Raw genomic sequence first — 25791 nt, forward strand, 5'->3', positions numbered from 1 at the left:
CCACCAAGGCGATTGTCAGTGCGAAGGATGCCCCACCCAGCATGGAGGCGGGCTTTGTCGGGGCGCCGGACCGTGCCCCCGAGGCGGATCTTTCGACATCGGGCGGCGCTGCCCCGTCCGAGTAAGCCCGGCGGCTGTCAGCCGGTCGGGGCGCCTTTCCAGCGCTTGTGAATCCAGAACCATTGCCCCGGGTGGGCCCGCACGCGCTGTTCAAGCGAGGCCGTGATCGCCTGTGTCATGGTCAGCGGGTCTGACGGTGGCACGGGGGCATCGAGTTCGATGCGGAAGCTCAGCCCGTCAGGCTGGCGGGTGGCGAAGAAGGGGATCAGGTCCGCCCCCAGCCGCAGCGCCAGTTCGGCCGCCGAAAGGGCGGTGCGGGCGGGGCGTCCGAGGAAGGGGATCAGCTCGCCCGAGGGCACGTCCTGATCGAACAGCAGCACCAGTTGCCCGCCCGCCCGCAGGTGGCGGACGAAGCCCGCCGTGCCGGCCCGGCCCTGCGGGAAGACCGGGCCCCCGAAGGCCTGCATGGTGCGGACGTAATGTTCGTTGAAATAGGGGTTCGACAGGTTGCGGTAGAGGCCGCCGATCTGGAACCCGCGCGCCACCAGCGCGGCCCGGGCGGCTTCGTAATTGCCGAAATGGCCCGAGACCAGGATCGCGGGGCGCCCCGCCGCGCGGGCGGCTTCAAGTGCGGCGAAACCGGGGCCTTCGGGCACCAGCTTGGCGGCGCGGGCGGTGAATTCGGCGGTGGAGTAGTTCTCGATCACCGTGCGCCCGGCATTGTCGAGCGACTGGTCGGCCAGGGCGCGGCGTTCGGCTTCGGGCAGGTCGGGCCAGATGGCGGCCAGATTGTCCAGCGCCCGCGCGCGGTAGCCCGCCAGCGGCCCGATCACCCGCCGCATCAGCCAGCCCAGAAACCACACCCGCAACCGATAGGGAAACAGCAGCGCCAGCCGGATCAGCCCGCGCACCGCAAGGTTGGTAAGGTAATGGTCGGGCCGGAACGGCCGGGGCTCTTCGGTCTGGCTCATCTGCGGTCCTGGGCCGCACGCTCCTGTCGGGCGGCGTTGGTTTCGCGGTGCCAGACATAAAGACCCGCCCCCACGATCACAAGCGCCCCGATCACCGTCCACTGGTCGGGCAGTTCGCCATAGAAGAGGCCGCCCCAGAAGGTGGCGAAGACGATTCCCAGATAGGCGAAGGGCGCCACGACGCCTGCCTCGGCAATCGAGAAGCTGCGGATCAGGCACAGTTGCGCCGCGGTGCCCAGCATCCCGATCAGCGCGAAGATCGCCAGATCCGCCGGGGCGACCGGCGTCCAGACGAAGGGCAGGGCCAGGGCCGCGACAAGGGTTCCGAAGCCCGCCGCCCAGATCATCGAGGTCCAGGGCGATTCCGACGGCCCCAGCCGCCGCGTCAGGATGGCGTTGCCGGTATAGGACAGCGCCGCCCCCAGCGGCAGCAGCGCCCAGGGCGTGAAGACACCGGCACCGGGGCGGATGATGATCATCGCGCCCACCAGCGCCGCCACCACCCCGGCAATCCGCCGGGGCCCCAGCTTTTCGCCCAGGAACAGCGCCGCGCCCAGCGTGATCAGCACCGGGTTCAGGTCGGTCAGCGCGGTGGCCTCGGCCAGGCCGATATGCGTCAGCGACAGGAAGAAGAAGGCGGTCGCGCCCATCTGGAACAGGCAGCGCCACAGGTGCAGCACTGGATGGCGCGTGCGCACCAGCACCGGCACGCGCCGGTTCAGAACCAGCGCCACGATCAGGAACTGCCCGGCAAACCGCGCCCAGACCACCTGCGGCGCCGGATAACGCTGGATCAGCCCTTTCGCTGCAGCATCCATCGCGGTGAACAGAAGGATCGCCAGGATCATCAGGGCGATCCCGCGGGCAGGGTTCTGGGCATGTGTCATGGGGGCGGACCCTAGGCCGCAGCGCCGCCGGCGGCAAGGGCTGGGGGGGGCGGCGCCAGCGGAAAGGGTTTTCACCCGCTGGCGGATCAGTCCTCTTCGGGCTGGATCATCACCACCTCGCCCGAGGCTTCCAGCGTGCGGATCGCGCCAATGATCGCGTTCATCGCCTCTTCGCCGTCCTTTTCCTTGATGCGGCCGCGCGTGGCGACCTCTTCCCGGATGCCTTGCGCCATGCGTTGCGAGATGTTGGTCAGGATGAATTCCCCCGTCGCCTCGAACTCGGGCCGCCCTTGGGCGAAGGCGATGGCGGTCACCAGTTGCGCCTGATCGACGATGCGGATGATCTTGGGGATGTCGCGCGGCGAAATCCGCGCCGGGACATGCGGCCAGGTGAAGATGGCCCGCCGCACCTGTTCGGCAAAGCCGGCATCCGCATCCTCAAGCCCCTGCAAGACCGCCTCGCGCGTGGCGGCGGCCGAGATGTTGAGAATCGCCCCCACCCGTTCCACCGGGTCGCGGTCAAAGGCGCGGGGCGGCTGGCTGTCCATCTGGCCCAGCACGGCAAGGCCGATGCGGCGCACGGTTTCCGGGTCTGTGTTGCCGGTCAGCGAGACGGCATAGGCGATGCGCCGCGCCTTTTCGCCCGGCAGCCGCCCCAGGATTTCGGCCGCGCGCGGCACCGGCAGCTTGGACAGGATCACCGCCGCCACCTCGACCGCCTCATCCTCGATCACGGGGACCAGCTTTTCGGCCGGCAGGCCGACCAGCCGTTCCCAGGGGTCGCCCTTGGCCGAAACGCCCGCCTTGCGGCGCAGCCGGCTGGCCGCGGTCTGCGAGATATGCCCGTCCATCACCGACAGGGCGCCTTCCAGCCCGCCGGGGAAGGCCAGCCCCACCTGATCGAGTTCGGCCATGAAATCCTGCACCACCTGATCCAGCGTCTGCCGGTCCACCAGCCGCATGGCGCCCATCTGTTCGGCCAAGGCGGCCTGCATCGGATCTGGCAACTGGGTCAGCGGCAGGGCGGTGCCTTCGCCCAGCAGATAGCGCACGATGACCGCCGCCTTTTCGCGCGGTGTCAGCATCCGGCGCGGACCATCGTCCAGCGTCACGGCCCGCTGGGCGGGCGTGATGCGGGCAAGCGGCAACCCGTTCGCGGCCATTCCATCCTCCGATTCCGTTCGGTCCGGGGGCAGGATGGCGCAGGGCGGTTAATGTGGGCTTTCCGTCAGCTTGTGGGCTGCTGGACGCAGGTGCCCTGGACGCCATCCCAGACCATGCCTTCGGCACAGCTTGAGGCGGTCACTTCCTTCATGCCGCCATGGCAGCCTTCTGCGGCGGCCCAGGTCGGCAGCAAGGCCAGCGCGATCGCGGCGAGGGTCGTCCTTGTGGTCATCGGTCGTCCTCCTTGTCGGTTCGGTGTGGCGGGAAGGGCGGCCATGTTTGCCTGCCCCAAGGGAAAGGTAGCACGAAATCTGCACTGTCAAATGCAGCTTTTCGCCCGCAGCTTTTCGCCCAAGGGCGGGCTGCAAGGGCAAGGCCCCGCCTGCACCTTCGCCGCCTGCTTGCCAGCGCCGGGGGCCTCGCGCATCCTGCCCGCAAGGGTTGCAGGAATGGGGCAGGGCAATGACGGGCAACAAGACCTTGGGCGCGATGTTCGGCACCGGCACGGTGGATACGTTCATGGGCCTGCCGCGCTGTCGCGACCTGTCGCGCCTGCCGGCGAAAATCGCGCTGATCGGGGCAGATGGCTGCACGCCTTATCCTTCGGTCGGGTTCTATTGCGCGGGCGGGCCGGCGGCGATCCGGGCGGCGGCGGCGCCTTACGCGGCCAATCTGGCGCATATGAACTTTGACCTTGGCGGTCCGGTGTTCCCGGCCGGGGTGGATGCCGTCGATGCCGGGGATCTGCCGCAGGATGAGGCCGACCCGGTGGGCAACCGGGCGCGGATCTTCGGGGCGGTGTCCTCGGTGCTGGATCGCGGCGGGGTGCCTTTCCTGATCGGGGGCGACGATTCGCTGCCGATCCCGATGATCGAGGCCTTTGGCGCGCGGGGGCAGACCTACTGGATCTTGCAGATCGACGCCCATATCGATTGGCGCGATGAGGTGGGCGGCGAGCGTTACGGCCTGTCTTCCACCATGCGCCGCGCGTCCGAGATGGCGCATGTCGAGGGCATCGTGCAGGTGGGCAGCCGGGGCATCGGGTCGGCCCGGCTGTCGGATGTGCAGGAGGCCACCGACTGGGGCGTTGCCTTCGTGCCGGCGGGGCAGGTGGCGCGGGCGGGCGTGGGGCCGGCCATCGACCTGATCCCCGACGGGGCGAATGTCATCGTCTGTTTCGATGTCGATGCGCTGGACCCGGCGATCATGCCTGCGGTGATCGGCCGGACGGCGGGCGGTCTGTCCTACTGGCAGGTGCTGGAGCTGGTGGCGGGCGTGTCGGAAAAGGCGCGGATCGTCGGCTTCGACATGGTGGAATTCATGCCCGACCGGGATGTGGACGGGATGGGCGCCATGCTGGCGGCGCAGCTTCTGGCCGCCGTGATGGGCATCGTGGCGCGGCAGGGCTGAGGGGCGCCCAAGGGGCAAACGGGGGCGACTTCGGGCGGCGTTCCCGTAACGCCTTGAAATGCCTTGCATCGCGCCGTGCAGCCGGACGAGGCCGCCGTTTTGCGGCCCCCGGCGGGAACCGGCCCCGGTTCCGCAGGGTCGGTTGCGCGGGAAAAGGGGGGCGTGTATCACCCCGCAAGGACAGGTCTTGCTTCGGAGGAATTGGATGCGCCGGGTTGTCGTCACGGGTCTGGGCATGGTCACACCGCTGGCCTGCGGGGTGGAAGAGACCTGGAAGCGCCTTGTCGCCGGCCAGTCCGGGGCGGGGCCGATCACGCGGTTCGATGCCTCGAACGTGGTGACGCAATATGCCTGCGAAATTCCCTATGGCGATGGCAGCGACGGCACCTTCAACCCCGATGACTGGATGGAGCCGAAGGACCGCCGCAAGGTGGATGATTTCATTCTGTACGGCCTTGCCGCCGCCACGCAGGCGGTCCGCGATGCCGGCTGGCAGCCCGAGGATGAAGAGGGCCGTCTGCGGACCGGGGTGATGATCGGGTCGGGCATCGGCGGGCTGACGACGATTGCCGAGACGGCGATCCTTATCAAGGAGAAGGGCCCGAAGCGGGTGTCGCCCTTCTTCATTCCGGGCAGCCTGATCAACCTGGTCTCGGGGCAGGTGTCCATCCGCTTCGGCTTCAAGGGGCCGAACCATGCGGTGGTGACGGCCTGTTCGACCGGCGCCCATGCCATTGGCGATGCGGCGCGGCTGATCATGCTGGGGGATGCCGATGTGATGGTGGCCGGGGGCGCCGAGGCGCCGATCAGCGAGATCGGCATCGCGGGCTTCAACGCCTGCAAGGCGCTGTCCACCAAGCGCGCGCATGAGCCGGAAAAGGCCAGCCGCCCCTATGACGCCGACCGTGACGGGTTCGTCATGGGCGAAGGGGCGGGCATCGTGGTGCTGGAGGAATACGAACACGCCAAGGCGCGCGGTGCGAAGATTTATGCCGAGGTGCTGGGCTATGGCCTGTCGGGCGATGCCTATCACATCACCGCCCCGTCCGAGGACGGCGACGGCGGCTATCGCAGTATGCAGGCCGCGCTGGCGCGGGCCGGGTTGCAGCCGTCGGACATCGACTACATCAACGCCCATGGCACCAGCACCATGGCCGACACCATCGAACTGGGCGCGGTCGAGCGGCTGATGGGCGAGGCGGCGGCCAAGGCCACCATGTCTTCGACCAAATCCAGCATCGGCCACCTTCTGGGTGCGGCGGGCGCGGTCGAGGCGATCTTCTGCATCCTGGCGATCCGCGACCAGATCGCCCCGCCGACGATCAACCTGGACAACCCTGCCGTCACGCCCAGGCTGGACCTGGCGCCGAACAAGGCGGTCAAGCGCAAGATCGACGTGGCCCTGTCCAACAGCTTCGGCTTTGGCGGCACCAATGCCAGCGTGATCCTGGGCAAGGTTCGCTGAGGGATGTGGCGCTCCATCGCCTCGAACGCGCTGACGCTGTTCTTCGTGCTGCTGATTGCAGCGGCGGCGCTGGTGGCCTGGGGCCGCAACGAATTTGTGACGCCGGGGCCACTGGCCGATGCGATCTGCGTTCAGGTGGAGCGCGGGGCCTCGCTGGCGGCGGTCAGCCGCAACCTTGAAGAACGCGGCGCGGTCAGCGATGCGCGGATCTTCCGCATCGGGGCGGAATATGCCGAAAAGTCGAAAGACCTGAAGTTCGGGTCGTATCTGATCAAGCCCGGCGCTTCGATGTCCGAGGTGCTGGCGGCGATCACCGCGGGCGGGCAATCGACCTGCGGGCAGGAGATCAACTTCCGCATCGGGGTGACCACGGCGGATGTGATCCTGCGCGAGCTGGACCCGGCGACCAATGCCTTTGTCGAGGTGGTGAAGTTCAGCCCCGGCGCCGGGGAGGTGCCGGCGGAATATGCCAAGGCGCTGGAAAGCCCGGACATGCGCTATCGCGTCACCCTGGCCGAAGGCGTGACAAGCTGGCAGGTGGTGCAGGAGCTGAAGCAGGCCGATTTCCTGACCGGCGACATTGGCGATGTGCCGGCCGAGGGTTCGCTGGCGCCTGATTCCTATGATGTGGACAAGGGTGCTGACCGCACGGCACTGATCGCGCGGATGACCGAGGCGCAAAGCCGGTTGCTGACGCAGCTTTGGCCGAACCGTTCGGCGGACCTTCCCTATGACACGGTGGAAGAGGCGCTGATCATGGCCTCGATCGTGGAGAAGGAAACCGGCATCGCGGCCGAGCGCCGGACGGTGGCCAGCGTCTTCATCAACCGGCTGGAGCAGGGGATGCGGCTGCAGACCGACCCGACGGTGATCTATGGCGTGACCGGAGGCAAGGGCGCCCTTGGCCGGGGGCTGCGCCAAAGCGAGTTGCGGCGCGCGACGCCCTACAACACCTATGTCATCGACGGGCTGCCGCCGACCCCGATTGCCAACCCGGGGCGGGCCTCGATCGAGGCGGCGCTGAACCCCGAGAAGACGGAGTATCTGTTCTTCGTGGCCGATGGCACGGGCGGGCATGTCTTCGCCAAGACGCTGGAAGAGCACAACCGCAACGTCGAGAAGTGGCGCAAGATCGAGGCCGAGCGCGCGGCGCAGGGCCAGCCCGAGAGCGGGGGCAGCGACTGAGGCCGGGGCGAGGTTAACGAAAGGTTAACGCACAGATCGCCCAAGCATCTGATATTGCTGTGTTTTCATCTTGACTTGGCGTGCGGTCCGATGTAGACCTTGCGGCATGATGGTAGAGGTGTCGGAAGCGGCCGGGGGCAACCCCGTGCCGCTTTTTCGTTGCGATCATGCAGGGGGCGGCATGGGAAAGGCGGGCGGGATAACCGATGACGATCAGGTTCAGCGACGGCGAGGCGGAACCGGACGAGGGCCTGCGGCTGACGGAAGAGCTGTTCCGCATCGCGGTGGGCGATCTGAATGCGGCGCTGACGGCGATCCGCGACGGCCAGTTCGAGGCGGCGAAGGCCGGCAAGGCCGCGGTCCGCGATCTGGTGGACATGAGCAAACAGGTCCTGGAGGGACGCAGGAATGTCGAGAAACTCCGCAAGCAGATCGCCGGGGATGTCGGAGCCCGGGGCGAGCTGGACCTCGACGCCGCACGCGATGAAATCGGGCGCCGTCTGGCTTGCCTCCGCGACGCAAGAGGAGATTGACGGCTTTCTGGCGGGGCTGAGCGAGAACGCCCTGCTGGCGCTGCCCTGGATCTTTGAATTCTGGGCGCTGCCGCATCAGGTGCCGCCGGCCGGGGCCTGGAAGACCTGGGTCGTCATGGGCGGGCGCGGGGCGGGCAAGACGCGGGCCGGATCGGAATGGGTGCGGTCGATGGTCGAAGGCGGCACGCCGCTGGCGGCGGGGCGGGCGTCGCGGCTGGCGCTGGTGGCCGAGACGGTGGACCAGGCGCGCGAGGTGATGGTGATGGGCGACAGCGGCATCCTGGCCTGTTCGCCGCCCGACCGGCGGCCCGAGTGGGTGGCGGGGCGCAAGACGCTGGTCTGGCCGAATGGGGCGGAGGCGCAGGTGTTTTCGGCGCATGACCCTGAATCCTTGCGCGGCCCGCAATTCGATGCGGCCTGGGCGGATGAGCTGGCGAAATGGTCGAAGGGGCGCGAGGCCTGGGACCAGCTTCAGTTCGCCTTGCGGCTGGGCCGCAACCCGCAGCAGGTGGTGACGACCACGCCGCGCAATGTCGATGTGCTGAAGGCGATCCTGAAGAACCCGTCCACCGTGATCACCCATGCCCCGACCGAGGCGAACCGCGCCTGGCTGGCCGAGAGTTTCCTGGCCGAGGTGCAGGCGCGCTATGCCGGCACCAGCCTGGGCCGGCAGGAGCTGGAGGGGGTGCTGGTGGAAGAGGCCGAGGGGGCGCTGTGGACGCCGGCGATGATCGCGGCGGCGCAGGCGGCGCCGGAGGTGCGGCCAAGCCGGGTTGTGGTGGCGGTGGACCCGCCGGTAACCGCGACCAAGGCCAGCGACGAATGTGGCATCGTGGTGGTCGGCGCCGATCTGCGCGGGCCGCCGGCCGCATGGCGGGCGGTGGTGCTGGCCGACCGCAGCGTCAAGGGCGCCTCGCCGGATGGCTGGGCGCGGGCCGCGCTGGCCGCGCTGGAGGAGTTCGGGGCCGAGCGGCTGGTGGTCGAGGTCAACCAGGGGGGCGATCTGGTGGCGCAGGTGGTGCGGCAGAGCGATCCGCTGGCGCCGATCCGCGAGGTGCGGGCGATGCGGGGCAAGATGCTGCGCGCCGAGCCGGTGGCGGCGCTGTATGAGCAGGGCCGGGTGGCGCATGTCCGGGGCCTGCAGGCGCTGGAGGCGCAGATGATGAAGATGGCGCGGACGGGGTGGGAGGGCTCTGGCAGCCCTGACCGGCTGGATGCGCTGGTCTGGGCGCTGACCGAGCTGATGGTCGATCCGACTGGCCGGATCGGCCGGCCGGCGGTGCGGACGATCTGAGCGCCGGGGCCTTTGGCGGCCCCCGGGGCGCTGCCCCGGACCCCGGGATATTTCTGGACAGATGAAATGGCAGGTTCGTCGGCCCCGGCGGGGCGGCGGGGGCGCTGTCATGCGACGAAAGGAGCGACCGAGGTGTTCGATTTCCTGAAACGGGCCGGGCAGGCGGGGCCTGCCGCGATGCCGGAGAAGAAGGCCAGCGCCACCGGGCGGGTGATCGCCTGGGCCGGGTCGGGCCGTGTGGCCTGGAGCCCGCGCGATGCGGTGTCGCTGGCGAAGGCGGGGTTTCAGGGCAATCCCATCGGGTTCCGCGCCGTGCGGCTGATTGCCGAGGCGGCGGCGGCCTTGCCGGTGCTGTGCCAGGATGCCGAACGTCGGTTCGACCAGCATCCGCTGCTGGCGCTGCTGGCGCGCCCGAATGGCGGGCAGGGGCGGGCCGAGCTGATGGAGGCGGTGTTCGGGCATCTGCTCTTGTCGGGCAATGCCTATGTCGAGGCGGTGCCGGGGCCGGGGGCGATGCCGGGCGAGCTGCATGTGTTGCGCAGCGACCGGATGGCGCTGGTGCCGGGGCCGGATGGCTGGCCGGTGGCCTATGATTATGCCGTGGGGGGCAGGACGCACCGCTTTGCGGTGAGCGAGGGGCAGAGCCCGATCTGCCACATCCGCAGCTTTCACCCGCAGGATGACCATTACGGGCTGTCGCCCCTGCAGGCGGCGGCGGTGGCGATCGACGTGCACAACAGCGCCAGCGCCTGGTCAAAGGCGCTGCTGGACAATGCCGCGCGGCCTTCGGGGGCGATTGTCTACAAGGGTACGGATGGCGGGTCTGTGCTGACACCGGACCAGTATGACCGGCTGGTCAGCGAGATGGAGGCGCATCACCAGGGCGCGCGCAATGCCGGGCGGCCGATGCTGCTGGAAGGGGGGCTGGACTGGAAGCCGATGGGGTTCAGCCCCAGCGACATGGAGTTTCACGAGACCAAGCAGGCGGCGGCGCGGGAAATTGCCATCGCCTTCGGCGTGCCGCCGATGCTGATGGGGATTCCGGGCGACGCCACCTATGCCAATTATCAGGAGGCGAACCGCGCCTTCTATCGGCTGACCGTGCTGCCGCTGGCGCAGCGGGTGCTGGCGGCGCTGTCGCACTGGCTGGCCGGGTTCACCGGCGAGACGGTGGAGCTGCGGCCGGATCTGGACCAGATCCCGGCGCTGGCCATCGAGCGTGACCAGCAATGGACCCGCGTGGGGGCGGCCGATTTCCTGACCGTGGCCGAGAAGCGGGCCCTGCTGGGGCTGCCGCGATTGCCGGAGGCGGAATGAACCTGCGCAAGGAAGGCGCGGGGTCGCGCTTCCTGTTCGACAGTTTCGATGCGGCGCAGGCCCGGATCGAGGCCAATGAACGGGTGATGGAGGAGCGGTGGTCGGCGCTGGATTACCGGCTGGCGCAGATCGACGCCGCGCTGGAACGGCTGGAGCGGCGCATCTGGCTGGGGGTTTACGGGGTCGCGGCCTTTCTGCTGACGCAGGGGGCCGAGGCGCTGATCAGGGCAGCAATGAGGTGAGGCGATGAACGGCGGATATGGCGCCCCGGAGCGGAAATTCCACCGTCCCGAGGCGGGATTGACAGTGACGGAGGGGCATGTCGTGACGGGCTATGCCTCGATTTTCGGCCTGCGCGACCAGGGCGGGGATGTGGTGGCGCAGGGGGCTTATGCCGCGTCGCTGAAACGGCTGGGGGCTGCGGGCGGACGGGTCAAGATGCTGTGGCAGCATGATCCGGGACAGCCCATCGGCGTCTGGGACGAGGTGCGGGAGGATGCCACCGGCCTGCGGGTCAAGGGGCGCCTGCTGACCGAGATCGGCAAGGGCCGCGAAGTTGCGGCCCTGCTGGCGGCGGGGGCGATCGACGGGCTTTCGATCGGCTATCGCACCGTCCGGGCGGAACGCGACGGCAAGGGACAGCGCCTGTTGCAGGAGCTGGACCTGTGGGAAGTGTCGCTGGTGACCTTTCCGATGCTGCCGCAGGCGCGGGTGGCGGCGAAATCCGACGATCTGTCGGGCCTTTTCCACGAGTTGGCCGGTGTCTTTGACGAGGCGCGCCGGAGCCTGGCCGGGCGCTGAGCGCGCCCGGAACTGAACCTGAACAGAAGGGATCGAAGGATGACCGAGAGAGAGTCTCGGGCCGGGGAAGCCATGCCCCAGGCCCATTCGCCGGCCGCGGAGGTGAAAACCGCGATGTCCGGTTTCCTGAAGGAATTCAACAGCTTTCAGGGTGACGTGAAGAAAGCGCTGCAACATCAGGAAGAGCGACTGACCATGCTGGATCGGAAAACCATGACCTACGGACGCCCGGCCCTTTCGACCGCGGTGGAGCTGGACGTTCCGCACAGACAGGCGTTCAACGCCTATCTGCGGACCGGCGACGATGACGGGCTGCGCGGCCTGGTGCTGGATGGCAAGGCCATGTCCGGCGCGGTGGCTGCGGATGGCGGCTATCTGGTCGATCCGCAGACGGCGGACAGCATCCGGTCGATGCTGGTGTCCACCTCGTCGCTGCGGGCGGTGGCCAATGTCGTGCAGGTCGAGGCGACCTCGTTCGATGTGCTGATCGACCGCAGCGAAGTGGGGTCGGGCTGGGCGACCGAAAGCGGCGCGGCGGCGGAAACGGCGACGCCGACCATCGAGCGCATCTCGATCCGGCTGCATGAGCTGAGCGCGATGCCGAAGGCCAGCCAGCGCCTGCTGGATGACAGCGCCTTTGACGTGGAAGGCTGGCTGGCCGGCAAGATCGCCACGCGCTTTATCCGCGCCGAGGCGGCGGCCTTCATCAGCGGCGATGGCGTGGACAAGCCGAAGGGGATTCTGCTGCCGGGCAAGGTGGCGAATGCAAGCTGGGCCTGGGGCAGCCTGGGCTATGTGCCCACCGGGGCGGCGGCGGATTTCGCCACCACCAATGCCAGCGACTGCATCGTGAACCTGGTCTATGCCCTGGGCGCGGATTATCGCGCGAACGGCACCTTCCTGATGAATTCCAAGACCGCCGGCGCGGTGCGGAAGATGAAGGATGCCGATGGCCGCTTCATGTGGGGCGACAGCCTGCAGGCGGGCGAACCCGCGCGGCTGATGGGCTATCCGGTGCTGATCTGCGAGGACATGCCGGATGTCGCGGCGAACAGCTATCCGATTGCCTTCGGCGATTTTGCCGCCGGCTATACGGTGGCCGAGCGCCCCGACCTGCGCATCCTGCGCGATCCGTTCAGCGCCAAGCCGCATGTGCTGTTCTATGCCAGCAAGCGCGTGGGGGGCGATGTCACCGACTATGCCGCGATCAAGCTGCTGAAAGTGGCCGTTTCGTAAGGCGGCGGCCCGGCGCGGGGCGCGCGCAGGGTCGCGCGCCCCGCGCCGGTTTCAGTTCATCGGCGGGATCGGGGGAAAGACATGATGTTGACCGAAGTGACGGCGGTGCCGGGGGCGGCCCTGCCGGTCGAGGCCTTGAAGGAGCATCTGCGGCTGGGCAGCGGGTTTGCGCTGGCGCCGGCGCAGGACGGGCTTCTGGAAAGCCATCTTCGCGCCGCGATCTCGGTCATCGAGGGGCGGACGGCCAAGGCGCTGCTGGAACGGCGCTTCGAATGGGCCTTGGCCGGGTGGCGCGATCCGGTTGAGCAGGCGCTCCCGCTGGGGCCGGTGGCGCGGATCGCGGCGGTGACGCTGGTTGCGGCGGACGGCGGGCAGACGGTGGTTTCGCCGGACAGCTATCGGCTGGAGGTCGATCTGCACCGGCCCCGGCTGGTTGCCGCCGGAATGGCGCTGCCGTTGATCCCGTCCGGGGGGCGGGTGGTGATCGCCTTTGATGCCGGGTTCGGCCTTGGCTGGACTGATGTTCCGGCCGATCTGCGGCAGGCGGTGCTGCTGCTGGCGGCCGAGTTCTACGAGCATCGCCATGATGACGGCAGCGGGCAGGCGGGGCTGCCGTTCGCCGTTGCCACGCTGATCGAACGCTGGCGGGCGGTCAGACTCCTGGGCGGAAGGGGGCGGAGATGAAGGTGCCGCATCTGAACCGCGCGCTGGTTCTGGAGGGCGCCGAGCGCGTGGCCGACGGGGCGGGCGGCTTTGCCACGGTCTGGCAGCCGGTGGCCACGCTTTGGGCCGAGGTGGTGGCCGGGGCGGGGCGCGATCCAGCTGGCGAAGAGGTGGTGCTGAGTTCGGTTGCCTGCCGCATCACGGTGCGGGCGGCCTTGCCCGGCGCGCCGAACCGGCCGCGCCCGGACCAGAGGTTCCGCGAAGGCAGCCGGATCTTCACCATCCTGGCGGTGGCCGAGCGTGATCCGGCCGGGCGCTGGCTGACCTGTCATTGCCGGGAGGAGGCCCCGAAATGAGCTATGGCGCAGCGGCCGCCTTGCAGGCGGCGGTATTTCAGGCGCTGGCCGATGCCACGACTTTGGCCGGGGTGGCGATCCATGACGCGGTGCCGCCGTCCCCGGCGGGCACTTTCGTGCTGCTTGGCCCGGAAGACGTGCGCGATGCCAGCGACAAGACCGGGGCCGGGGCCGAGCATGTTGTGGCAATCAGCGTGATCAGTGATGGCACCGGCTTTCTGGCGGCAAAGACGATTGCCGGGGCGATCACGGACACTTTGTCGGGAGCTGCGCTGGCGTTGACGAGGGGGCGGCTGGTGAGCCTGACGTTTCAGCGTGCCACGGCCCGGCGGATTGACGAAGGCGAGGTGCGCCGGATCGACCTGAGCTTCCGCGCCAGGGTCGAACTTTGACGGCGCAAGCCAAGACGACAACCTTTTCAAGGAGATGACCATGGCTGTTCAGGCCGGCAAGGATTTGCTGATCAAGATCGACCAGACGGGAGACGGACATTTCGAAACCGTCGCCGGCCTGCGCGCAACGCGACTGAGTTTCAATGCCGAGACGGTCGATGTGACCAGTCTGGAATCGCAGGGTGGCTGGCGCGAACTGCTGGCCGGCGCGGGGGTGAAATCGGCGGGAATCTCCGGGTCCGGGGTGTTTCGCGATGCGAATACCGACGAGCGCGCGCGGCAGGTGTTCTTTTCCGGCGAGATTCCGGCGTTTCAGGTGATCATCCCCGGTTTCGGCATTGTCGAGGGGCCGTTCCAGATTACCGCGCTGGAATATGCCGGCAGCCACAATGGCGAGGCGACCTATGAGGTCGCGCTTGCCTCGGCCGGCGTGCTGACGTTCACGGCGCTCTGATGGCGAACCCCTGGGCGGGAGAGGTCGAGATCCTTCTCGACGGCAAGCCGCATGTGGCGCGGCTGACGCTGGGCGCGCTGGCAGAACTGGAGGCCGGATTGGCGGCGGGATCGCTGCTGGATCTGGTCGAGCGGTTCGAGGGCGGGCGGTTTTCGTCGCGCGACGTGCTGGCGCTGGTGGTGGCGGGGCTGCGGGGCGGGGGGTGGCCCGGTACCGCGGCTGATCTGATGACAGCCGAGATCGGCGGGGGGCCGGTCGCGGCGGCGCGGGCTGCGGCGGAACTGCTGGCGCGCGCCTTTGCCTTGCCCGAGGCGGGATGATGCCCGGTCTGGACTGGCCCGGCCTGATGCGGGCGGGGTTGAACGGGCTGGGGCTTGAGCCCGCGGTGTTCTGGCGTCTGACGCCGGTGGAACTGCGGATCATGCTGGGCATCGAGCAGGGCGCGGCCCCGCTGACACGGGCGCGGCTGGCCGAACTGGCCGCCGCCTTTCCGGACGTGACCAAGGGAGCAGGGAATGGAGCGGATTGATCTGCTGACCGAGCAACTGGCGGCGCTGGATGCCCAGCTTGGCAGTTCGGCGGCGGTGGTGGCCGTCTTTGACGGTGAGTTGGCGCGAATGCGGGAAACGGCGGTCTTTACCAATCGCGAGGTCAGCACGTTGTCATCTGGCCTGTCAGGTGGATTGCGCCGGGCGTTCGACGGGCTGGTGTTTGACGGGATGAAACTGTCGGACGCCTTGCAAAACGTGGCGAAGACCATGGTCGACACGATCTACGCCATCGCGATGAAGCCGGTCACCAACGCCTTTGGCGGGGCGCTGGCGCAAGGGGTCAGCGCGGTGATGGGCGGGCTGATGCCCTTTGAAAAGGGCGGCAGCTTTTCGCAGGGCCGCGTGATGCCGTTTGCCCAAGGCGGGATCGTCGCCTCGCCCGTCAGCTTTGCCATGCGGGGCGGGCGCGGGCTGATGGGCGAGGCCGGGCCCGAGGCGATCATGCCGCTGACGCGCGGCGCGGACGGGCGGCTTGGCGTGCAGGCGTCCGGCGGGGCGCGCCCGGTCAACGTGGTGATGAACATCACCACGCCAGACGTGCGCGGCTTTGAGCGCAGCCAATCCCAGGTCGCGGCGCAGGTGGGCCGCGCGCTGGCCCGCGGTCAACGCAACAGGTGAGAAGAATGGCATTCCACGAAATCCGTTTCCCGGCCAACCTGAGCTTCGGTTCGGTCGGTGGCCCCGAGCGGCGCACCGAGATCGTGACGCTGCAGAACGGGCACGAAGAGCGCAACACGCCCTGGGCCCACAGCCGCCGCCGCTATGACGCGGGTCTGGGGCTGCGGTCGCTGGATGATGTCGAGACGCTGATCGCCTTTTTCGAGGCAAGGTCCGGGCAGTTGCACGGCTTTCGTTGGAGGGACTGGGCGGATTACCGGTCTGGCCCGGCAACACGGGCGGTCAGCTTCGACGATCAGGTGATCGGCGTCGGCGACGGGCTGGCGGCGGTGTTCCAACTGGTCAAGACCTATCGGTCGGGGGCGGAAAGCTATGCCCGCCCGGTTCGCAAGCCGGTTGCGGGATCGGTTCTGGTGGCGGTCGCGGGCGACCCCAAGGTCGAGGGGCTGGAGTTCACGGTTGATCCTGCCATGGGCGAGATCCGCTTTGCCACCGCGCCGCCGCTTGGCGCCCGGATCACCGCCGGGTTCGAGTTTGACGTGCCGGTGCGCTTCGACACCGACCGCATCCAGGTTTCGGTGGCGTCGTTTCAGGCGGGGGATGTGCCCAGCGTTCCCGTGGTGGAGGTCCGGCAATGACGGCGGCGGCGTTTGATCTGCATCTGCAGGGCGGCACGACCACGGTTTGCCGTGCCTGGGTGCTGCTGCGGCGGGACGGGACGGTGCTGGGGTTCACCGACCACGATCAGCCGCTGACGATCGACGGGATCGTCTGCAAGGCCGACACCGGGCTGAATGCGCTGGCCTTGCAGCAGGCGACCGGCCTGTCGGTCGACAACAGCGAGGCGGTGGGCGCGTTGTCGGATGACGCGATCTGCGAGGCCGATCTGTCGGCGGGGCGTTTCGACGGGGCGGAGGTGCGGGTCTGGCTGGTCAACTGGGCCCGGCCAGAGGAGCGGGCCGAACTGTTCCGGGGCACCCTGGGCGAAGTTGTGCGCAAGGGCGCAGAGTTCCGGGCCGAGTTGCGGGGGCTGACCGAGCCGCTGAACCAGATCACGGGTCTGGCCTATACCCGGACCTGCAACGCCGTTCTGGGAGACGGGCGCTGCGGCTTTGATCTGTCGCAGCCGGGGTATTTCGCGGAATGGGAGGTGGGCGCGCTGGACCGGGACCAGCGGGTGCTGGAGTTTCCGGGCGCGGCCGGCTTTGATCCGCGGTGGTTCGAGGGGGGGCGGCTGGATGTCCTGACGGGACAGGCGGCGGGGCTTTGGGTGATGATCCGGGGCGACCGCCAGAATGGCAGCGCGCGGCAGATCGAGCTGTGGCAGTCGATCCGCGCGCCACTGATTGCGGGGGATCGGGTCCGGCTGACCGCAGGCTGTGACAAGCGGGCGGCCACCTGCCGCGCCAAGTTTGCCAATTTTCTGAACTTTCGCGGCTTTCCGCACATTCCCGGCGAGGACTGGCTGACCGCCTATCCGCGCGCCGGCCAGCCGGCCGACGGTGGCAGCCGGAGTTTGCATGATCTGCTGGGCGGGATCGTGGAATGACAGTTGGTGAGCGGGCCGTTGCCGAGGCCAGGCTGTGGCTTGGCACGCCCTATGTCCATCAGGCCAGCACGCGCGGTGCAGGATCGGATTGCCTTGGCCTGATCCGTGGCATCTGGCGGGCGCTTTACGGGGCCGAACCGTGCCTTGTGCCGGCCTACAAGCCCGATTGGGCCGAAGCCGACCGCCGCGAAACCTTGCTGGCTGCGGCGCGGGTCTGGCTGGTGGAAAAGGACGGTGCAAGCGCCGCCATGGGCGATGTCCTGCTGTTCCGGGTTTGCGACCGGGGGCCGGCCAGGCATCTGGGCGTGCAGTCGGCGCTTGGGCCGGTGCCACGGTTCATTCACGCCTACAGCGGACATGATGTGACCGAAAGTGCGTTGAGCGCACCCTGGGCGCGCCGGATCGCGGCCCGCTTTGCCTTTCCCGAAGGAGACAACTGACCATGGCGACGCTTCTCCTTTCGGCGGCGGGCGCGGCGATCGGGGCCGGCTTTGGCGGAACGATCCTTGGCCTTTCAGGCGCAGTGATCGGGCGGGCCATCGGCGCAACCCTCGGCCGCGCCATCGACCAGCGTATTCTGGGCGGCGGCTCGGACCCGGTTGAGGTTGGCCGGATCGACCGGCTGCGATTGACCGGGGCAAGCGAGGGGGCGCCCGTCGCACGCATCTGGGGCCGGATGCGGGTTGCGGGGCAGGCGATCTGGTCTTCGCAGTTCGTGGAACATGCCAACAGCAGCCGCGGCGGCAAGGGTGGCAGACCTTCGGTCACGCAGTACAGCTATTCCGTCAGCCTGGCGATTGGCCTGTGCGAAGGGGAAATCCTCAAGGTCGGGCGGATCTGGGCGGATGGGGCTGAGGTTGACCTCTCGACGCTGTCCTACCGGGTCTACAGGGGGACCGAGGACCAGTTGCCGGATTCCAAGATCGAGGCCATCGAAGGGGCAGGGCAGGCACCGGCCTATCGGGGGCTGGCCTATGTGGTGTTCGAGGATCTTGACCTGACACCTTATGGCAGCCGGATTCCCCAGTTCACCTTTGAGGTGGTTCGCGCCGCGCAAGGGGGCGAGCCGACCCTTGCCGATGTGATCAGGGCGGTGGCGCTGATTCCGGGCACGGGGGAATATGCGCTGGCGACTTCCGAGGTGCATTATGCGTACGGTCCGGGCCGGAACCGGACGGCCAATGTCAATTCGGCCTCGGGGCGCAGCGACTTTCTGACCAGCTTCGACCATCTGACGTCCGAGTTGCCGAATGTTGGTTCGGTTTCACTTGTGGCATCGTGGTTCGGCAGTGATCTGCGCTGCGGGGTCTGCAAGATTCGGCCCAAGGTCGAACAGGTGGCACATGACGGTGTGCGGATGCCCTGGCGATCCGGCGGTATCCGGCGGGCAGAGGCGCTTGAAGTGCCGCGGATCGAGGGGCGGTCGATCTATGGGGGCACGCCGGCGGATGCGGCGGTGATCGAAGCGATCCGCGCCGTCAGGGCTGCGGGGCGCGAGGTGATGTTCTACCCGTTCATCCTGATGGATCAGGTGTCCGGCAATGGCCTTGCGGACCCGTGGTCCGGGGCGGCAAGCCAGCCCGCCTTGCCCTGGCGAGGACGGATCACCTGTTCCACGGCCCCGGGACGGGCGGGGTCGCCGGATGCAAGCGCGGCTGTTGCGGCAGAGGTCGACGCCTTCTTCGGAACGGCAAAGCCGGCGGATTTTGTCATTTCAGGCCGCGATGTTCTTTATCATGGCCCTGACGAATGGTCGTTCCGCCGCTTCGTTTTGCACTATGCCATGCTGTGCAAGGCGGCGGGCGGGGTGGATGCCTTCTGCATCGGGTCCGAGCTTCCTGGGATGACGCGGCTTCGGGACGGGGCCGGCGGCTTTCCGGCGGTTGCGGCCCTGCGGCAGCTTGCGGCGGATGTGCGGCAGGTTCTGGGGGCAGGCTGCAAGCTGACCTATGCGGCGGACTGGACCGAATACGGCAGCTATGTCGTTGGAGACGGTGTCCATTTCCCGCTTGATCCGCTTTGGTCCGATCCGGCGATCGACTTTGTGGGCATCGACAACTACCTGCCGATGTCGGATTGGCGCGACGGGACCGATCATGCGGATGCCGGCTGGGGGGCGATCCATGACCTTGGCTATCTGAAGTCCAACATCGCGGGGGGCGAGGCCTTTGACTGGTATTACGACAGCCCGGCCGGAGAGGCCGCGCAGGTGCGCCTGCCGATCACCGATGGCGCCCATGGCGAGCCCTGGGTGTTCCGGGCCAAGGATCTGAAGGGCTGGTGGGAAAACGATCATTATCCGCGGGTCGCAGGTGTCCGGGCTGCCGTGCCGACAGGCTGGGTGCCCGGATCGAAACCGATCCGGTTTACCGAATACGGCTGCGCGGCCATCGACAAGGCGACCAACCAGCCCAACCGATTTCTGGACATCCATTCGTCTGAATCCGCGCTGCCGAGGGCCTCGCTTGGGTTTCGCGACGATGTGATCCAGATGCAATATTACCGCGCCATGGCCGAGTTCTGGGCCGACCCGGCCAACAACCCTGCGGCATCGGCCTATGAGGGGCGGATGGTTGATCTTGCCCGTTGCCATGCCTGGGCCTGGGACAGCCGTCCGTTTCCCGCCTTTCCGTCCCGCAGCGACCTGTGGAGCGACGGGGCGGCCTATGGGCGGGGGCATTGGCTGAACGGCCGGGCGACGAACCAGCCGCTGGCCGCCGTTGTTCAGGAGATCTGCGCCAGGAGCGGGGGTGTTGCGGTCGATACCAAGGCCCTTTTCGGGGTGGTGCGCGGCTATGCCCATGCCGAAAACCAGACGGCCCGGGCAACCTTGCAGCCCCTGGCCGCGGCCTTCGCCTTTGATGCGGTCGAGCGTGACGGAGCCTTGCGCTTTCTGCCCCGTCGACCGGGCGTTGATCACCAGATCACGGCCGGCACTCTGGCGATGTCCGATGATCTGGACGGCGTGGTTGAGCATCTGCGTGCCTCGGAACCGGAAATGGCCGGGTTCGTACGCCTTGGGCATGTCGAAAGCGACGGGGATTACGAGATCCGCGCTGCTGAGGCGCGTATTCCTGACGAGACCCGGCCTTCGGTGATGGCGTCCGATATGCAACTGGTTCTGACCGCGGGCGAGGCATCCGAGATTGTGCTGCGCTGGCTGTCCGAGTCGCGGGTTGCCCGCGATGCGGTGCGGCTGGCGCTGCCGCAATCGTCGCGCCAACTGGGGGCGGGGGACCGGATCGAATTGCCGGATGGCAGCACCTATCGGGTGGATCGCATCGACCATGGCGATGTGCGGCTGATTGAGGCCGTGCGCGTGGAGGGCAGTCTTTACGAGCGCCGACCGGGTCTTGAGGATACGCCTTCGGCACGGGCGTTCGTCGCGCCGGTTCCGGTCTTTCCGGTCTTCCTTGATCTGCCGATCCTTACCGGCGAGGAAAAGCCCCACGCGCCTTATGTCGCGGTGGCGGCCGATCCCTGGCCGGGCAGTGTGGCCGTCTGGTCCTCGGCCAGCGACAGCGGGTTCGAGCTGAACCGTCTTGTCGCGGCACCGTCGATTGTCGGGGTGACCGAGTCGGAGCTGCCCGCCTTTCCGGCCGGTCTTTGGGATCGGGGCCCGGCGCTGCGGGTGAAGGTCGTGGGGGGCAGGCTCTCGGCGGCCTCGGCGCTGGATGTCCTCAACGGCGCGAATGCGATGGCGATCGGGGATGGCGGGGCTTCCGGCTGGGAGATCTTCCAGTTCGCCTCTGCAACACTGGTGGCTGAGGATACCTATGACCTCAGCCTGCGCCTGAGGGGCCAACTTGGCACCGGCGAGGCCATGTTGCGGCCGTGGCCGGCTGGCAGCACCGTGGTGCTTCTTGACCGGAGCCTGTCGCAGATCGACCTGCCGGTCAGCGCCCTTGGTCTGGCCCGGCATTATCGCATCGGCGCCGCGCTGCGCGGGTATGACGATCCGAACATCGTCGAGGCCACGCTTGCCTTTGATGGCGTTGGGCTTCGGCCCTATTCCGTGGCCCATCTGCGCGCGACCGGACGATCGGGGACACCCGTCACCGCAAGGTGGGTCCGGCGGACCCGGCTTGATGGCGATGGCTGGAACGCCGGCGACGTGCCGTTGGGCGAGGAGACGGAGACCTATCTTGTCCGCGTCATGGTGGGGGCGGCCATCCGCGCGGAATACACATCTACGACGTGCTTGTTTGAATACCCCGCATCCGCCCAGGCCAGCGACGGGGTGTCATCGGGCTTCAGCCTGGCTGTGGCCCAGGTCTCGTCCCGTTTCGGGCCTGGGCCATTCCGGCAGGTTTTCGTTCCGGCCTGAGCCCGCAATCCAGAGGTTTGCCGATTGTGGCCGGGCGGGACTTGACCCATACTTGGCGCATCGGCTGGAGCCGGGTGCCTAAGGGGGCAGGAATGGCGGAAACGAGACAGCGTGTTGCGACGGTAGATCCGGTCTGGACCCGGATTTGCGATGAAGCCGAGGATGCCATCCGGTCCGAGCCTTTGCTGGGTGCCCTGATCCATTCCGGTCTGCTGCACCATGCCAGCTTTGAACGCGCGCTGGCCTATCGCTTCTCGCTGAAACTCGCCTCGGGGGAAATGAGCGAACAGATCCTGCGCGAGATCGCGGATGAGGCCTATGCCGATGATGCCGCGCTTGGCGCTGCCGCCCGGGCGGACCTTATGGCCGTTTATGAGCGCGACCCGGCCTGCCACCGCTTCCTGCAGCCGGTGTTGTTCTTCAAGGGCTATCAGGCGGTGCAGGCCTATCGCGTTGGCCACTGGCTGTGGCAGCGCGGCCGGATCGACATGGCCTATTTCGTTCAGATGCGGGTATCCGAGGCGTTCGGTGTGGATATTCACCCCGCGGCGGTGATCGGGCGCGGCATCATGATCGACCACGCTCATTCCATTGTCATCGGGGAAACCGCCGTTGTCGGTGACAATGTGTCCATGCTCCACTCGGTCACGCTGGGCGGGACCGGCAAGGAAGATGGCGACCGCCACCCCAAGATCGGCAATGGCGTGCTGATCGGGGCAGGGGCCAAGGTGCTTGGCAATATCCGGGTCGGTCATTGCTCACGCATTGCGGCAGGGTCGGTGGTGCTGGAGGAGGTTCCTCCGAACAGCACCGTCGCGGGGGTGCCTGCCCGGGTTGTTGGCAAGGCCGGCTGCGATCAGCCGGCGCTGACCATGGATCAGTTGATCCTGCCGGGCTGATCGCACCTGATGACGTTCGCAGAACGGGTAAAGGCGATTGCACTGGCTACTCTGGCCAGATGGGCGGGCGGGGCGATTTCGCTTTTCGCCCGCTTCGTGACGGCACCGCGCGCCATATGGTCGGGGTCGCTGCCCGCAGCCGGCCCAAGGGTCTATTTCGCCAATCACACATCGAATGCGGATTTCGTCCTGATCTGGACGGTCCTGCCGCCAGCGCTGCGGCGGCGCACCCGGCCGGTGGCGGCGCTGGATTACTGGCTGACATCGCCACTTCGGGCTTTTGCGGGCCGGGACGTGTTCCGCGCGGTGCTGATCGACCGCCGGCCCGAGGCACGGACGACCGACCCGGTGGAACAGATGGTCACGGCGCTGGATGAGGGTTCTGCCCTGATCCTGTTCCCTGAGGGCAAGAGGAACACCTCGGATGACCCCTTGCTTCCCTTCAAGTCGGGTCTTTACCACCTTGCCCGCCAGCGCCCCGACATTGATCTTGTTCCGGTCTGGATGTCGAACCTCAACCACGTCATGCCCAAGGGCGAGATCGTGCCGGTTCCGCTGATCTGCACCGTGACCTTCGGCCCCGCGATCCGCATCGCGCCGGATGAGCCGAAAGACGCCTTCCTTGCCCGCGCTGCGACCGCGCTCCTTGATCTGAAGGAGCCCAGATCGTGACCCCTTCCGCCACCGCTGGCCCGGATCTTGCCATCCTGCTTCTGGGCGTCGGCGTGCTTCTGCTGATTGCCACCATGATTGGCCAGGTTCTGCGCGAAACCCTTGCGCCGGACGGATCAAATCCGGTGATCGAGAACCTGAATGCCCGCATCGCGGCTTGGTGGGCGATGGTGTTTCTCATGTCCGTCGCCTTCATCGCCGGCCGTGTCGGGGTGGTGGTCCTTTTCGCGATGCTCTCCTTTTCGGCCTTGCGGGAGTTCCTGTCGCTCACCACAAAATCGGTGGCCGATCACTGGTCGCTTGCCGCCGCCTTCTTCCTGATCCTGCCGGTGCAGTTCGGCCTGGTCGCGATGGACTGGTACGGCTTTTATTCCATCTTTGTCCCGGTCTATGTCTTCCTGCTGTTGCCCGTTGTTTCGGCCCTGCGGGGCAAGCCGGACCGTTTCCTTGACCGGGTCGCGGAAACGCAATGGGCGCTGATGATCTGCATCTATTGCATCAGCCATGTGCCGGCGCTGCTGTCGCTGCAGATTCCGGGCTTCGAAGGCCGCGACGTGTTGCTGATCGCCTTCCTGATCTTCGTCGTGCAGTTCTCGGATGTGATGCAATATGTCTGGGGCAAACTTCTCGGCCGCCACCCGATCGCACCGGCCCTCTCACCCTCGAAAACCTGGGAGGGGTTTGTCGGCGGCACGGCCTCGGCCGTTCTTGCGGGAACGGGGCTCTGGTGGCTGACGCCCTTTACCCCGATGCAGGCGGCGGGGATGAGCCTTGTCATCACCCTGATGGGCTTCTTCGGCGGGCTGGTGATGTCGGCCATCAAGCGTGACAAGGGCATCAAGGATTGGGGCCATCTGATCGCCGGCCATGGCGGCTTCATTGATCGGCTGGACAGCGTGATCTTCGCCGCGCCGATCTTCTTCCATCTCACCCGCTACTTCTGGTCCACGACGTGACCGGGCCGTCGTCGCGCCGTCCGCTGACCTCGCGCGACACGGCCTGGGCCAAGGGTCTTGCGTCGCGGCTTGCGGCTTCGCGCATCACGCCGAACCAGATTTCTGCCGCTTCCGTCGGGTTTGCTCTGCTTGGCCTGCTGTGCTTCTGTGGCGCTGCGAACAGCGGGCGGCTGCTGGAAGCGCTGCTTCTGCTTCTTGCGGCAGGAACCATTCAGGCCCGCCTCCTGTGCAATCTGATGGATGGCATGGTGGCGATCGAAGGGGGCAGGTCCGGCCCCACCGGACCGTTCTGGAACGAAGCCCCGGATCGCGCTGTGGACATCCTGTTCCTCTGGGGGGCTGGCATTGCGGCCGGTCAGCCCGCGCTTGGCCTTGCTTGCGCCGCGCTGGCCGTGACCACCGCCTATCTGCGCGAGCTTGGCCGGGCAGAGGGCCTGCCGCCTGATTTCTCTGGTCCGATGGCGAAACCGCAGCGCATGGCCGCGCTGACCATCGGTTGCCTTGCCGCGGCCTTTTACGCGCCGGCCTGGACTCTTTCGCTGGCACTCTGGATCATCCTGGCCGGCACCTCCGCGACGATCCTGCGTCGCACGCTTCGCCTGCATCGCAGCCTGAACCGGCGCTGATGCAAAAGGGGGCGCAACCGCCCCCTTTCATCTGTCCCCAAATATCCCACGGGGGTGCGGGGGTGTGAAACCCCCGCCTGTCCCGCCTCAGGCCAGAAGCGAGATCGGGTTTTCCAGCCCCTCGACCACCACCTTGAGGAACTCGGCGCCAAGCGCCCCGTCGATCACCCGGTGATCGACCGACAGGGTCATCGACATCACGGTCGCGACCCCGACCGAGCCGTCCTTCAGCACCACGGGCTTCTTCACCCCGGCCCCCACGGCCAGAATGGCCCCGTGCGGCGGGTTGATGACGGCATCGAAATTCTCGATCCCCATCATCCCCAGGTTCGAGATCGCGAAACTGCCGCCCTGATATTCATGGGGGGCCAGCTTCTTGGTCTTCGCCCGCGTGGCCAGATCCTTCATCTCGGCGGACAGCGTGCTCAGCGTCTTCGCCTCGGCATCGCGCAGCACCGGGGTGAACAGGCCGCCTTCAACCGCAACGGCAACGGCCACATCCGAAGGTTTCAGCTTCAGGATACGGTCCCCCGCCCAGACGGCATTGGCGTCCGGCACCGCCTGCAGCGCCACCGCGCAGGCCTTGATGATGAAGTCGTTGACCGACAGCTTCACGCCGCGCGCTTCCAGCCCCTTGTTGAGCTGTTCACGGAAGGCCATCAGCGCATCCAGCCGCACCTCGCGGCGCAGGTAGAAATGCGGAATGGTCTGCTTGGCTTCGGTCAGGCGGGCCGCGATGGTGCGGCGCATACCGTCCAGCGGCACCTCGGTGAAGGTGCGGTCGGCATACATCTTCAGCACCGTCTCGGTCGCCATGCCGGTCGGCATCGCCGCCTTGACCGCAGCCGGGGCCGGCTCCGCAGCCTGCGCCGGGGCAACGGTCGGAGCCGCTGCCGCCGTGCCGGGCGTCGCGCCTTCGACATCGGCCTTCACGATCCGGCCATGCGGGCCCGATCCCTTGACGGCCGTCAGGTCCAGACCCTTGTCCTTGGCGATCCGCCGCGCCAGCGGCGAGGCAAAGACGCGCGGGCCTCCGGTTGCGACGGGGGCCGGGGCGGCCACAGGGGCCGCGACCGGCGCCGTTGCAACCGCAGCCGGGGCTGCGGCCGCAGTGGCGGCCGGGGCAGGCGCCGCGTCCGAGGCGCTTTCGCCCTCTTCCACCAGCACCGCAATCGGCGTGTTCACCTTCACGCCGGCGGTGCCTTCGGCCACCAGGATCTTGCCGACGGTGCCTTCATCCGCCGTCTCGAACTCCATCGTGGCCTTGTCGGTCTCGATCTCGGCGATGATCTGGCCGGATTTGACCACATCGCCCTCTTTCACCAGCCATTTGGCCAGCGTGCCCTCTTCCATCGTTGGCGAAAGGGCGGGCATCAGGATTTGCGTTGCCATATCTCTTTCCCCC

General features: G+C 67.7%; 29 protein-coding genes. 24 read left to right on the top strand and 5 right to left on the bottom strand.

The features are described from left to right. Positions 1–137 precede the first annotated feature (137 nt). The 4 genes from C5F44_RS08470 to C5F44_RS17975 form a co-directional block, all read right to left on the bottom strand. Complete coding sequence (locus C5F44_RS08470; RefSeq protein WP_107673074.1) at positions 138–1031, bottom strand: lysophospholipid acyltransferase family protein; 894 nt, start codon at positions 1029–1031, stop codon at positions 138–140. Continuing rightward, positions 1028–1918 carry a DMT family transporter gene (locus C5F44_RS08475; RefSeq protein WP_107673075.1) on the bottom strand — a complete coding sequence of 297 codons (891 nt, stop codon included), beginning with the start codon at positions 1916–1918 and terminating at the stop codon, positions 1028–1030. The genes C5F44_RS08470 and C5F44_RS08475 overlap by 4 nt, the downstream gene beginning before the upstream one ends. An 86-nt stretch (positions 1919–2004) precedes the next feature. After that, a complete protein-coding gene (locus C5F44_RS08480) occupies positions 2005–3081 on the bottom strand; it encodes a flagellar motor switch protein FliG (protein ID WP_107673076.1) in 1077 nt (358 codons plus the stop codon). Positions 3082–3146: 65 nt separating this feature from the next. After that, positions 3147–3314 (bottom strand): hypothetical protein, encoded by a 168-nt coding sequence (locus C5F44_RS17975; protein WP_181318226.1) that lies wholly within the window; start codon positions 3312–3314, stop codon positions 3147–3149. A 230-nt stretch (positions 3315–3544) separates the two neighbouring features. Between C5F44_RS17975 and C5F44_RS08485 the strand changes: the two genes are divergently transcribed. The 24 genes from C5F44_RS08485 (at position 3545) to C5F44_RS08600 (ending at position 24386) form a co-directional block, all read left to right on the top strand. After that, the gene (locus C5F44_RS08485; RefSeq protein WP_107673077.1) at positions 3545–4492 is read left to right on the top strand and encodes an arginase family protein; all 948 of its coding nucleotides are present in this window, start codon (positions 3545–3547) and stop codon (positions 4490–4492) included. Between the two features lie 205 nt (positions 4493–4697). Beyond that, on the top strand, positions 4698–5957 hold the full coding sequence (gene fabF, locus C5F44_RS08490) for a beta-ketoacyl-ACP synthase II (protein WP_107673078.1): 1260 nt from the start codon (positions 4698–4700) through the stop codon (positions 5955–5957). A gap of 3 nt (positions 5958–5960) precedes the next feature. Then, positions 5961–7142 (top strand): endolytic transglycosylase MltG, encoded by a 1182-nt coding sequence (gene mltG / locus C5F44_RS08495; protein ID WP_107673079.1) that lies wholly within the window; start codon positions 5961–5963, stop codon positions 7140–7142. A gap of 206 nt (positions 7143–7348) precedes the next feature. Next, the gene (locus tag C5F44_RS08500) at positions 7349–7675 is read left to right on the top strand and encodes a hypothetical protein (protein WP_107673080.1); all 327 of its coding nucleotides are present in this window, start codon (positions 7349–7351) and stop codon (positions 7673–7675) included. Then, the gene (locus C5F44_RS08505; RefSeq protein WP_181318227.1) at positions 7626–8969 is read left to right on the top strand and encodes a DNA-packaging protein; all 1344 of its coding nucleotides are present in this window, start codon (positions 7626–7628) and stop codon (positions 8967–8969) included. Before C5F44_RS08500 ends, C5F44_RS08505 begins: the two co-directional genes overlap by 50 nt. A 177-nt stretch (positions 8970–9146) precedes the next feature. Continuing rightward, on the top strand, positions 9147–10286 hold the full coding sequence (locus tag C5F44_RS08510; RefSeq protein WP_235822575.1) for a phage portal protein: 1140 nt from the start codon (positions 9147–9149) through the stop codon (positions 10284–10286). Continuing rightward, positions 10283–10528: a GTA head formation protein, RCAP_rcc01685 family gene (locus tag C5F44_RS08515; RefSeq protein WP_107673082.1), complete on the top strand. Its 246-nt coding sequence runs from the start codon at positions 10283–10285 to the stop codon at positions 10526–10528. Before C5F44_RS08510 ends, C5F44_RS08515 begins: the two co-directional genes overlap by 4 nt. Before the next feature lie 4 nt (positions 10529–10532). Then, positions 10533–11087, top strand: coding sequence for an HK97 family phage prohead protease (locus C5F44_RS08520; protein ID WP_107673083.1), 555 nt, complete (start codon positions 10533–10535; stop codon positions 11085–11087). Between the two features lie 39 nt (positions 11088–11126). Further along, positions 11127–12323 carry a phage major capsid protein gene (locus C5F44_RS08525; protein ID WP_107673084.1) on the top strand — a complete coding sequence of 399 codons (1197 nt, stop codon included), beginning with the start codon at positions 11127–11129 and terminating at the stop codon, positions 12321–12323. A gap of 81 nt (positions 12324–12404) precedes the next feature. Then, positions 12405–13007 carry a head-tail connector protein gene (locus C5F44_RS08530; RefSeq protein WP_107673085.1) on the top strand — a complete coding sequence of 201 codons (603 nt, stop codon included), beginning with the start codon at positions 12405–12407 and terminating at the stop codon, positions 13005–13007. Continuing rightward, entirely contained in the window at positions 13004–13342 is a 339-nt protein-coding gene (locus C5F44_RS08535; RefSeq protein ID WP_107673086.1) for a head-tail adaptor protein, read from the top strand. Before C5F44_RS08530 ends, C5F44_RS08535 begins: the two co-directional genes overlap by 4 nt. Continuing rightward, a complete protein-coding gene (locus tag C5F44_RS08540) occupies positions 13339–13734 on the top strand; it encodes a DUF3168 domain-containing protein (RefSeq protein ID WP_107673087.1) in 396 nt (131 codons plus the stop codon). The genes C5F44_RS08535 and C5F44_RS08540 overlap by 4 nt, the downstream gene beginning before the upstream one ends. A 40-nt stretch (positions 13735–13774) precedes the next feature. Next, on the top strand, positions 13775–14188 hold the full coding sequence (locus C5F44_RS08545; protein ID WP_107673136.1) for a phage major tail protein, TP901-1 family: 414 nt from the start codon (positions 13775–13777) through the stop codon (positions 14186–14188). After that, a complete protein-coding gene (locus C5F44_RS08550; RefSeq protein ID WP_107673088.1) occupies positions 14188–14508 on the top strand; it encodes a gene transfer agent family protein in 321 nt (106 codons plus the stop codon). The genes C5F44_RS08545 and C5F44_RS08550 overlap by 1 nt, the downstream gene beginning before the upstream one ends. Beyond that, positions 14508–14717: a rcc01693 family protein gene (locus C5F44_RS08555; protein WP_107673137.1), complete on the top strand. Its 210-nt coding sequence runs from the start codon at positions 14508–14510 to the stop codon at positions 14715–14717. The genes C5F44_RS08550 and C5F44_RS08555 overlap by 1 nt, the downstream gene beginning before the upstream one ends. After that, positions 14704–15357 (top strand): phage tail tape measure protein, encoded by a 654-nt coding sequence (locus tag C5F44_RS08560; protein WP_107673089.1) that lies wholly within the window; start codon positions 14704–14706, stop codon positions 15355–15357. The genes C5F44_RS08555 and C5F44_RS08560 overlap by 14 nt, the downstream gene beginning before the upstream one ends. Before the next feature lie 5 nt (positions 15358–15362). Further along, positions 15363–15995, top strand: a complete 633-nt coding sequence (locus tag C5F44_RS08565) for a DUF2460 domain-containing protein (RefSeq protein WP_107673090.1) — start codon at positions 15363–15365, stop codon at positions 15993–15995. After that, positions 15992–16906: a DUF2163 domain-containing protein gene (locus C5F44_RS08570; RefSeq protein WP_107673091.1), complete on the top strand. Its 915-nt coding sequence runs from the start codon at positions 15992–15994 to the stop codon at positions 16904–16906. The genes C5F44_RS08565 and C5F44_RS08570 overlap by 4 nt, the downstream gene beginning before the upstream one ends. Further along, positions 16903–17346: a C40 family peptidase gene (locus tag C5F44_RS08575; protein WP_107673092.1), complete on the top strand. Its 444-nt coding sequence runs from the start codon at positions 16903–16905 to the stop codon at positions 17344–17346. The genes C5F44_RS08570 and C5F44_RS08575 overlap by 4 nt, the downstream gene beginning before the upstream one ends. Positions 17347–17348: 2 nt before the next feature. Beyond that, positions 17349–21233 (top strand): baseplate multidomain protein megatron, encoded by a 3885-nt coding sequence (locus C5F44_RS08580; protein WP_107673093.1) that lies wholly within the window; start codon positions 17349–17351, stop codon positions 21231–21233. Positions 21234–21325: 92 nt separating this feature from the next. After that, the gene (gene cysE, locus C5F44_RS08585; RefSeq protein WP_107673094.1) at positions 21326–22132 is read left to right on the top strand and encodes a serine O-acetyltransferase; all 807 of its coding nucleotides are present in this window, start codon (positions 21326–21328) and stop codon (positions 22130–22132) included. Between the two features lie 9 nt (positions 22133–22141). Continuing rightward, positions 22142–22804 (top strand): lysophospholipid acyltransferase family protein, encoded by a 663-nt coding sequence (locus tag C5F44_RS08590; protein ID WP_107673095.1) that lies wholly within the window; start codon positions 22142–22144, stop codon positions 22802–22804. Positions 22805–22878: 74 nt separating this feature from the next. Next, complete coding sequence (locus C5F44_RS08595) at positions 22879–23760, top strand: phosphatidate cytidylyltransferase (protein WP_107673138.1); 882 nt, start codon at positions 22879–22881, stop codon at positions 23758–23760. Beyond that, the gene (locus tag C5F44_RS08600; protein WP_181318228.1) at positions 23757–24386 is read left to right on the top strand and encodes a CDP-alcohol phosphatidyltransferase family protein; all 630 of its coding nucleotides are present in this window, start codon (positions 23757–23759) and stop codon (positions 24384–24386) included. Before C5F44_RS08595 ends, C5F44_RS08600 begins: the two co-directional genes overlap by 4 nt. 87 nt (positions 24387–24473) lie before the next feature. Here the strand turns inward: C5F44_RS08600 and C5F44_RS08605 are convergent, their stop codons facing one another. Continuing rightward, positions 24474–25778, bottom strand: a complete 1305-nt coding sequence (locus C5F44_RS08605; RefSeq protein ID WP_107673097.1) for a pyruvate dehydrogenase complex dihydrolipoamide acetyltransferase — start codon at positions 25776–25778, stop codon at positions 24474–24476. Between the last annotated feature and the right edge of the window lie 13 nt (positions 25779–25791).

This window comes from Fuscovulum blasticum DSM 2131, assembly GCF_003034965.1.
Classification (GTDB): Bacteria; Pseudomonadota; Alphaproteobacteria; order Rhodobacterales; family Rhodobacteraceae; genus Pseudogemmobacter; species Pseudogemmobacter blasticus.